9 protein-coding genes are annotated in these 9605 nt (G+C 56.3%); 4 read left to right on the forward strand and 5 right to left on the reverse strand.

What is annotated here, in order from left to right; translation table 11 throughout:
- From V6D20_02675 to V6D20_02695, 5 genes are all read right to left on the reverse strand, one after another.
- A partial coding sequence (locus V6D20_02675) for a metalloregulator ArsR/SmtB family transcription factor (GenBank protein ID HEY9814698.1) occupies positions 1-354 on the reverse strand: 354 nt, incomplete at its 3' end.
- A 116-nt stretch (positions 355-470) separates the two neighbouring features.
- Positions 471-1274 carry a tetratricopeptide repeat protein gene (locus V6D20_02680; protein ID HEY9814699.1) on the reverse strand — a complete coding sequence of 268 codons (804 nt, stop codon included), beginning with the start codon at positions 1272-1274 and terminating at the stop codon, positions 471-473.
- Positions 1275-1926: 652 nt separating this feature from the next.
- Complete coding sequence (locus tag V6D20_02685; protein ID HEY9814700.1) at positions 1927-4566, reverse strand: chloride channel protein; 2640 nt, start codon at positions 4564-4566, stop codon at positions 1927-1929.
- A gap of 76 nt (positions 4567-4642) precedes the next feature.
- Entirely contained in the window at positions 4643-5401 is a 759-nt protein-coding gene (locus V6D20_02690) for a DUF3153 domain-containing protein (protein HEY9814701.1), read from the reverse strand.
- 40 nt (positions 5402-5441) lie between these two features.
- Complete coding sequence (locus V6D20_02695) at positions 5442-5975, reverse strand: tetratricopeptide repeat protein (protein ID HEY9814702.1); 534 nt, start codon at positions 5973-5975, stop codon at positions 5442-5444.
- 221 nt (positions 5976-6196) lie between these two features.
- Here V6D20_02695 and V6D20_02700 point away from each other — a divergent pair, with 221 nt between their 5' ends.
- The 4 genes from V6D20_02700 to V6D20_02715 all read left to right on the forward strand — a co-directional run.
- Complete coding sequence (locus V6D20_02700; protein HEY9814703.1) at positions 6197-6751, forward strand: hypothetical protein; 555 nt, start codon at positions 6197-6199, stop codon at positions 6749-6751.
- Positions 6752-6814: 63 nt separating this feature from the next.
- Positions 6815-7252 carry a VOC family protein gene (locus V6D20_02705; GenBank protein HEY9814704.1) on the forward strand — a complete coding sequence of 146 codons (438 nt, stop codon included), beginning with the start codon at positions 6815-6817 and terminating at the stop codon, positions 7250-7252.
- 73 nt (positions 7253-7325) lie between these two features.
- The gene (locus V6D20_02710; protein HEY9814705.1) at positions 7326-8909 is read left to right on the forward strand and encodes a hypothetical protein; all 1584 of its coding nucleotides are present in this window, start codon (positions 7326-7328) and stop codon (positions 8907-8909) included.
- Positions 8910-9181: 272 nt separating this feature from the next.
- Positions 9182-9605 (forward strand): hypothetical protein (locus tag V6D20_02715; GenBank protein ID HEY9814706.1); only part of this gene is annotated, 424 nt, incomplete at its 3' end.

The raw sequence follows: 9605 nt of genomic DNA on the forward strand, positions 1-9605 counted from the left end.
ATCCAAGTGTTCGGCGACTTCGTGATAGAGGGTCATAATATGGTCATCGGCCAGGCCATAGTAGACGTTACGACCCTGGCGACGGTAGGTGACTAGACGCTGCGATCGCAGCACCCGTAGCTGATGGGATACCGCTGACTCGCCCATTTTGACCGCAGCAGCCAGATCACACACACAGAGTTCTTGCCGGGCTAAGGCTGACAGCAGCTTAAGCCGGTGGGGGTCAGAAAGGGCGCTAAAAAATTCCGCCATCCGCTGGGCCTTGGCAGTGCTGAGCACCTCAGGCTGTACTTGGCGCACGTTATCTAAATGCACCAGCGGCTCGTCACAGGTTGGTGCGTCAGCCGCTGGCATGGAAGATTTCTCTGTAGAACGAGACCTAGCCATCGATTCGGTTCCCTGGCTTTTTCTCTATGATACTGAGAATCGTTACCACTGAACACCTGTTCAGAGGATTGAGAGTGTTCACCTTACGGAGTTTGCTCGCTTCCCTGCTGCACCTGCTGTATAAAGTACAGAGTTTGCTCATAGCCAGGGCGATCGCCCTGGGCATGAAATAGCGCTGCCGCCTGGCGCAAATCGGCCATGGCGGCTTGGGAGTCACCGAGCTGGTACTGCAAAATACCGCGATTGCCATAGGCTTCAGCCAGCTCAGGATTGAGGCGGAGCGTGGTGTTGAAGTCTGAAAGAGCGGCTTCGGCATTGCCCAGTTCGGTATAGATTTTGCCTCGGTTGTAGTAGGCATCGGCGTTGTCGGGGGCCAGGGCAATGGCCGCATCTAGGTCGCTGAGAGCCTGGGGTAGGTTGCCGGTGGCCGCCAAGACAAGGCCGCGATCTAAGTAGGGTTGCACAACCTCGGGGGCTAGCTCAATAGCCTGGGTCAGATCGGCGATCGCCGCCTCGGCATTGGCTGTGTGAGCGTAGGCTTCTCCCCGGTTGTATAGCGTTTCTGGATGGTCGGGGCGAATCTGAAGCACCCTGGAAAAGTCAGCGATGGCGAGCTGATAATCTCCCAGATCATGGTAAGCAATGCCGCGATGAAAATAGGCCTCGGCATGGGTGGCATCGGCTTGAATAGCCTGGCTGTAGGTGGCGATCGCTGCCTCTAGCTGCCCCTGCTCTGCCTGCTGTCGCCCCTGATTTAGGAGGCTGGCAAAGAGACTGGCGGTAGATTGCTCCACCGCTTGGGCAGGCTGCATCCCCACTGCCATGCTGCCAGGGGCGACAACGACGGCCATTCCTAGAGCTATCGCTAACATTCGTTGCATCTGCATGGTTTCTCTCCTAACCGCACGACTGAGCTATGGGTTTGCACCGCGAGCTGTACCGTAAGGCCCAGACTTGCTCCCAAACCATCACCTTATGACACGTTACAAGCTGAGCTATCCCCCGAGTTTGGTCGAGACCGGGTTGATCGCCGGGGCTCAAGATACCCGTAATTTTGATGGACTTGCCCGGCACAGTTGCCTGACCCAAGGCATTATGCAACACGCTAGCACAATCCCTCTAGCGCTCAACTCTTCCTTCTGAGAGACGAGCCAGGGCGAAAGTGCAGCAACTGAGTCACGAGTGCCGTCATCGGCAGATCTGGCAGAGGGGCGATCGCCAGAGTTAGGGCATCTCTCCAGCGATGACGAAGAGATAGCCCGTTCGCTGTACGTAAACGTTATGTTCTTTTTGAACGTGGATGCATCTCTAAAATACAAACTTAAATACATAAGCCGAGAATTTAGATAAGCTTATCTGAGATTGATATTCTGAGATTGATATCTAGTGCAACCAAGCAACAGAGTTATCAGCTACATCCATAGTAGATCTTGTCGGCGATTAGTTGTTCAACATCCAAATGGATCGAGCAACTATAAGATCGATCGGTTTCGGACTAAGAATCGATTGCTTTCCCAGTTCTGATGAAGTCTAGTGGACTTACTCGACCTCATCGGCTTCGAGCATATCGCGGACTAAAATAACGGTACAGGAGCTATGGCGAGCGATCGCTTCTGGAATATTGCCCTGAATGACCTGTTTTAGCAAGCTTTCTCGACTAGCTCCTAGAACAATCACATCACAATGTTCTTCCTGAGCTAGGGTGACAATCGAATCAGCGATCGCATCGTTGACGATGGCGCGAGGAATCACGGGATAGGATAAGTAGCGCCGCAGTTGCTCCACTGCACTCTGTAATGCGGAAACATCCGTTGCGCCCTTGGCGGTGGGGAAAATTTGGCATACGCGCACCAGGGGAGCTTGTCCTAGGCTCAGGAGGGGTGGCAGCAGTTTCAGAGCAGCCTGGGCATTGGGGCCGCCGGCCACCGGCAGCAGCCAGCGATTGAAGCTGGGGGTTTCGCTGAGGCGCACGAGGAGAACTTCACAGGCGGCTTGGCGAATCACCGTATCAACAACGTTGCCAAAGACGCGACCGGGGGTTGAGGTATTGCCTTTCCAGCCCATTAAGATCAGGTCAATATGATGATCTTTGACGGTTTCCAGCATGGCATGGGCGGCATCATGGGCTACCCGGATTTGGGTATGCACTGGGATGCCCCAGGATCGTCCCAGAGATTCGGCCTGACGCAGCAGCCGACGGCTGGCAGTGGTGCGAACGGTGGCTTCGGAGGGTGGTGTACCGCGGGGGACGGTGATCACCTGCAGGCAATCGAGCTCGTAGTTGCGATCGCGGGCCAGCACAATGGCAAGTTTGAGCAGCAGCGGCCCGGTTTGGGGATTACTTAGGGGTACCAGAAGCCGACCTTGCCCCGTGGAGGGCGATCGCGTTTGGTAGACCACGTAGGAGGGTTCGGGCTGGGGGCCAAAAGAAGAGAGTTCGCCGCTAAGCTGGTCGGACTCGGCGCGGATAATATCGGCGCGGGTAATGATGCCGACCAGTCGCTGCCGATCGGTGACCGGTAGGCGACTGAGTTTGAAGCGATTGAGTAAATACAGAACGTGCACCAGGGAATCGTGGGATGACACAGTCACGGGCTGGGGAGTCATGATATCGACCAGACGCAGGTGACCTGTGGATCCATTGCGCCGGGAGGCATCGGCCAGGTCGGACTGGGTGACAATTCCCACCAGTTTGCCTTGATCGACGACGGGGAAGCCACGATGGTGCGATCGCGAGAAGGCCTGGATGACTTCCGGCAAAGGCATTTCGCTAGATAGGGTTTCAACCCGCCGCTGCATGAAGGTTTCAGCGGATAGGTTAGCTAGGCTGGTGTCTTGATTCTCCAGTTTATCCAGGTTAATGCCCTGCATGGTCAGCAGTCGGTTGTAGAGGGAACCGCTGACCAGACGTTCGGACACGAGGTAGGCGCTGACGGAGCCGATCATCAGCGGCAGAACAAGGTTAAAGTCCGACACCATTTCAAACACAATCACAATGGCGGTGATCGGCCCTCGGGTGATAGCGCTAAAAAAGGCTCCCATGCCAGCCAAGGCATAGGTGGTGGCGGAGGTGAGTTCTAAGCCAGGGGCAATCGCTCCCCCCACAGCCCCTTCCACGGTATGGCTGAAGAGTCCTACGAGGTAGCCCAGGGAGGAGCCGAGGAGCAGAGCTGGGGCAAAAATTCCTCCCGGCGCACCGGAGCCGTAGGCCACTAAGGTCAGCAAAAATTTCACGCTAAAGGCCAACAGCGGCAGCCGCCAGCCCTGACCCGTGCCGATTAAGAAGTCGCGCAGGCCGGTATTGTCGCGAAATTCGGGGGGCAGTAGAACCACGATCGCCCCGGATAGTAGACCAGCGATCGCCACTTTCCAAGGCAGTCCTAACCCCCGAAAGCGGCGATTGATCGCCAGGCTTAGGAAAATGCCATGGCTAAATAAGGTGCCGAGGAGGCCTGCTAGGGCTCCCAACAAAATAAAAAACGGTACGTCGATCAGAGAGAAATTGATCTCTAGGGCGCTCATGGGGCCAATGCCTAGCCCCTGCCCGCCCAACACCCGCGAGACGACAGCGCCCACAAAGGAGGCCAGGATCGCCGTACCTAGGGTGAGGCCAGAAAAGTCCTGGAGCAATTCCTCAACCACAAACAGCACCCCAGCAATGGGGGCATTAAATCCTGCGGCGAGCCCAGCGGCTGCCCCAGCGGCCAAGAGTTGCCGCCGATACTCTGGCGAGGTGGGAATCCAATGGCTGAGTTGGGAGGCTAGGGCGGCTCCAATTTGGACGGTGGGGCCCTGTCGTCCTAGGCTAAATCCAGACCCGAGGATCAGGATGACGCTGAACATTTTGACGATCGCCACCCGCAGGTTGAGGGCAATGGGTACCTGGCTGAGGGCAGCCTTCACTTGGGGAATACCGCTGCCTGCTGCTTCTGGAGACACGCGCTGCACCAAGAGACCGGCTAGCCCGCCACCGATGAGTCCCACCAGCGGTAAGACGATCCAAGCGGGATATTGGTGGGCAATCTGAATCCGCCAGCCGCCCAGCCAACCAGCTCCATGCTTCAGGGTGACGGCGGCTAAACCCGACACTAATCCAATGACACAGGCTTCGACAATGGCAATCTGTTTAGTGTCTCCCAGAAGGGGACGAAACCACTTAGCAAGGGAATGAAGCTGCATGGATAGCACATATAGGTTGGGAGAGCATGTCCGATCATCAACAGGACTGGCGATGCCGCTCCATAGCGCAGGTCGCCTATCGCGGTGCTGCTGCCGGACGTCGTTGAGGGGCGATCGCTAGCCCCAGCACCACCAGCACCCCAATGACCACGGCTCCTACCCCGAGGGGGCTGAGCACCCAAAAGGTCACGTCAATGTGATTAGCCGCATCGAGGCGCAGAGACCAGGTGAGTTGATCAGCCTCTTGGCGACTGGGGGGGAGGGAATTAGAACTGATTCGGGCTCCCCAGGGAGTGTTCAGGGTAAATTGCCAGTCCATCACAGATTGTAGGGGTAGCCAAACGGAGGTTTGATCCGTCCAAAGCGATCGCAGATCCAAATCGTAGATTAGCCGATTGCGCTGCACCACAATCAGGTTGCGTTCTTGCACCGTTAACTGAGACTGCCCAGCGGATACAGGACGGTCGATGCCGCTGAGGTTAGCCAGGGCATCGGGGGAGAAAATCTGCTGTCCGATGTGATTGAACTTATCTTGGAGATCGGCTCCGTTGTGGAACGGGATGCGGATCTGCCAGCCGTCCTCTGTGCGCAATTGGCTAGCTTCCGGGAGGGCCGCCAGGCGATCGCCCACCGCATTCAACCACTGCTCGGCGGTAAACCGCTGGAGCTGACTGAGTCCGGGATTGAGGTGAACCTGCTGCACCAAGGTACCATGCACCTGATCGCGATAGTCAATGCCCGATTCTGCTTCCACACAGCCCGAGAGGCCCAACGACATCACCAGGGCGATCGCTACCCAGAGCCGCCGCCAGTAGCCGTGATTGTTCATGTTCATCTTGCCGATCCCGCGCATCCTAACCTGCTGCATCCTAACCCTAGATGAACCATGCTAAACCACCGAGGGTGAGCGCGATCGCCCCCAGCGCCACCCAAACAAAGCGATTATCTTCGGTTTTGACTTGACTCCAGTCAATCGGCTCAGGCTCAGGCTTGGGCCGCGGTTTCGACGGACGGCTGGACGAGGGACGATAGGACGATACGCCCTGCCCAGCGGTAGACGAACCTTCTTCGAGGTTGCCGAGGTCAGGGATGGGCGTGATCCATTCAGGACGGGTTTTGAGACGAGGCGCTTTGAGGATGTAAAGCAATCGCCGGCCCTGCTTGCTGGTGGTGTAGTCCGGATGACGGCTGAGGGTTTCACAAAGGGCGATCGCCTCCTCCCGCAGACCCGCCGCTTCGTAGGCCGTCACCAGCCACATTTGCACTTCACCTCCCAAGGGAGAGATGCGGTTCACTAAAGCTGTGGCTTTTTCAAGGTGCTCGATGGCAGTGCGATACTGCCCGCGCTCAAAGGCATCTTTGCCTAAGTGGTAGAAGCGTTGAATCAAGTCTGGTTTTTCAGTCGTCACAGTGATGGGTGGCTTAGATGAGTAGCTTAACAACAGTGACCCCATGGGGCGCGATCGCCTGCCTAGCGGGAACCTCTTTCCCTGCATGAGATGTCTTTAAACTGTAGCAAGAACTTTGACCCAGCGCGTTAGCCTAGAACTAGGCTGAACGAAACCCTTCTGTGCGCTACCTCCATTGAGATTCATGCGATTCACGATCTAAATCAACTCCGAGGTTTATCATGCATACCCCATTTGTCCGCCCGTCCATCTTGTCTTGGATGCGCGTTTCCGGGCGATCGCTGCCCCTATGGCTTGGGCTCATGGGTGTCGTGGCTGCGCCCGCTGCGGCCCATTCCTATCCGCACGTTCCCGTAGAAAGCACTACACAACTGGCTCAGGTATACACCAATCGCTCCTCCTCCAGCATTTCAGAGAGCACAGTGATTGTGATTGACGGCGAGCAGTCTGATTACTATTACAACTCCACAATGCCGTTCTATAGCGATCAGAGCGATCGCTATTACCTGTCCACGCCATCCCAGTATCCCAGCACCGTCCGCTGGTCTACCCCTCGTTGGGAACAGCATCGCTCGTCGCCCACGATTACCAACAGTCGCATTGAGGATTCGGTGCTGATTAACCCAACCATTATTGACAGCCGGATTGAAGATTCGGTGTTGATTAATCCCCGGTTTGAAGACACCTACCGCCCCCGCAGATCCTCAACCTATTCCACAGGGGGCACCCGCCCGTCTTGTCTCGTCATGGCCCATTTGCGCACGGCTTGCCAGTAACGATCACTCACACCCCAGCAATCGCTACACTAGATGCATATCGATCGCCGCGACACGAAACCGATGATGCATCATGCCTCGATCCGCACCGCGAATATTCATCAAGCGATCGCTTTTTATGAACAGCTAGGGTTTGGGGTCACCGAGCGCTTTACGGCGGGCATTACCCTAGCCTGCTGGATGGAAGGATTGGGTGGGCGGATTGAGCTGCTGCAGGTGCCTGAGCCAAGACCAGCGGCAGACGCGTTCAGCGATGAGCACTATACCGGGTACTATCACCTATCGTTTGATCTCACCGATCAGATCGATAGCCTACCCCAATGGCTAGCAGAGTTAGATCAGCGGCTGCCCGCAGATTTGGCACCGCTGCAGGTTTTGCTGCCGCCTACGCAGCAAATCATTGGAGCGGCGGTGTATGAAGTGGCGTTTATCGCTGATGCCGATGGCTTACCCCTAGAGTTTTTGCGGAAACAAGGGCAAGCCTTGGGCATCTCTGCCTAAGACTGGGCATTCTGTCACGAGTCTCCTGCTTATTGAGAGCGATCGCACTCACACCGTTGGTACCTTCTGCGCTATGTCCATTCATCAGATCGAACGATTTGCCGACAATTGGAGCTATCTAAGAACCGAATTGAGCTGGCTAGATCACCTGTTGATGGCGGCAGTAGCCCGGCAGCGGAAGCAAACGAAAGAGATTGATCGCATTGCCCAAAATAAAGCCGATCGCGTCTCCAGCCACTGGTGGCAGGGCATTGTATCTCTAGAGGGCAAAGCAGCCTATGATGATTGCCGCAAGCCGCCTGCTAGCCCGTCCACAGCCAAGCTAGGCTATCAGCAGCAGCTTGAGCTGCGGGTGCAGGCGAGTCAGTCCACCGGTGTGCTGCTAGCGTTGCCCCTCCTGCGCGATCGCTTAAATTTGACCGTCTTTGAAAAAAACCTCAGCCTGCTGTGCTTGGCTCCAGAAATCAATCGTCGCTATGCCCGCATCTATCGCTACCTGAAGGGCGATGACGAGATCATGCCCAATGATCTGCCGACGATTGACTTGGTGCTGCGCCTCCTCTGCCGCAATGATACGGAGTGGAGTCAGGCCCGCCGATCGTTCACACCAGAAGCGGTGCTGGTGCGGCGGGGTCTGTTGGACATTCCCACCCGCAGCCATGATACCCGCCTCAATTCCGTGGTGCGTCTGGCGGATCCGCTGGTTGATTTTCTATTAAGCGATCGCCCCACAGCGGCCGATCTAGATAGCCTCTTGGAAGCCTCAGCGATGGTGTCAGACTTTCAACCCTTTGCACCTGTGGGCTCCTCCCGTCTAGGACGTGACGTGTTACCTCGTTTTGATATCTTGAGTCCGGAGCCATATTCCGCATCCTATCTGATCCAGCAAGCGCCTACAGTCACTTGGACTGATCTAGTCCTGCCCCAGTCTCTGCTGAATGCACTACACCAGATGGCCGATCGCCTACAGATCCAGCCCCAGGTGGACGACCAATGGCAGCAGGTCGCAGGAGCAGGAACGCTGAAGATTGGACAGGTGGTGTCGTTGACGGGAGCCCCCGGCACAGGCAAGAGGGCAGCCGTGCAGGCGATCGCCCACCAGCTCTCCACATCTCTAGCCTGGGTTGACCTAGCCCAAGTGGAGCCCTCCCAGGTCGGGTTTCTGTTGCAAGACATCGAAGCCCAGGCCCCTACCCTGCTGATGCTTAAGTCAGCACACCTATGGTTTGGGCGCACAACAGCGGTGAGCCAGGCAGACCTGAACCGATTTTTAGCCCTGCGATGGCGTCAACCCAGCCTCACGGTGTTGACCAGCCCTCGCCCCGAAGCGATCGCCCTTCATTGGCGACGCCAACTGGATCAGCATCTGGCCGTTCCTATGCCCACGGCCAGCGATCGCCTTTTGCTGTGGCAACAGGCCTTTCCGCCATCTATCCCCCTGGGCGATCTGCCTTGGCAGTGGCTGGCCGATCAGTTTCCAATCAGTGGGGGACATATTCGAGCGATCGCCCATGAAGCTAGTCTCTGCGCGGCTCTTGACCCATCATCCTTCCTGCATGTGGGGCATCTCCTACAAGCCTTGATGAATGATCAGCAAGCCCTAACCCTCGAATCTATTGACCAAGCCCGCTATACTTGCTCAGGAAAGCCTTTCTGATTCCTGTAGTCTGCCTACCAAGCTACAGGCTCGTTGCCCGTTGGCCATGGAGACGCGACCATGCTAGTGACGTCAAGACAGTGGGGCTGAGGTCACTCAGTCTAACTATTTGGCTGTGAAGCAGACTATCGTTGGGGCGATCCAAGCCATCTCCAGCCTGATCACCTAGCGATGGGAAGGGGAAGATGTCAACACCCGTCTGCAGGTATCCGATAACAACCGTGATTCATTATCCTTCGGAAGGACTAGATCAATCTACTAGGACGCACCCTATGTCTTTTTTCCGCTACTTTTTGACCTCAAGTATCGGGACTGTTCTGGTACTTAGCGCGGTCATCACGCCCGCAGCCCGTGCCGAGATGTCGTCATCATCGTCAGAGACCTCGTCTATGGAGCAGCCTTCCCTAGATGATGGATCTTCCTTGGGGGGAGCTGTTGGTGAGATCGATCGATCGATCGCTGCCCCAGCCGATGCGGCCAATGCAGATTCAGTAGAGGATGAAACTGCTCTAGACATAGCTCAGGCTGATGATGCGTTACCTGATCTAGAGCCTCAAGATACGGACGACTTTTCAGAGCCGCCGCCTGAAGCGTTGGACGACCTGATGGAGCCTAGTCCTGATCGTCCTGAAGCGTTGGATGCAGATCCTGGTCTGGAAGTAGAAGTAGAAGAAGAGGAAGAGGAAGAGGAAGACG

The organism is Candidatus Obscuribacterales bacterium, from assembly GCA_036703605.1.
Taxonomy (GTDB): Bacteria; Cyanobacteriota; Cyanobacteriia; order RECH01; family RECH01; genus RECH01.

What these genes read in the sequence shown, in the direction of transcription:
- V6D20_02680 (HEY9814699.1), bottom strand. Translation starts at nt 1,274, where the DNA reads ATGCAGATGCAACGAATGTTAGCGATAGCTCTAGGAATGGCCGTCGTT.
- V6D20_02685 (HEY9814700.1), bottom strand. Translation starts at nt 4,566, where the DNA reads ATGCAGCTTCATTCCCTTGCTAAGTGGTTTCGTCCCCTTCTGGGAGAC.
- V6D20_02690 (HEY9814701.1), bottom strand. Translation starts at nt 5,401, where the DNA reads ATGAACATGAACAATCACGGCTACTGGCGGCGGCTCTGGGTAGCGATC.
- V6D20_02700 (HEY9814703.1), top strand. Translation starts at nt 6,197, where the DNA reads ATGCATACCCCATTTGTCCGCCCGTCCATCTTGTCTTGGATGCGCGTT.
- V6D20_02705 (HEY9814704.1), top strand. Translation starts at nt 6,815, where the DNA reads ATGATGCATCATGCCTCGATCCGCACCGCGAATATTCATCAAGCGATC.
- V6D20_02710 (HEY9814705.1), top strand. Translation starts at nt 7,326, where the DNA reads ATGTCCATTCATCAGATCGAACGATTTGCCGACAATTGGAGCTATCTA.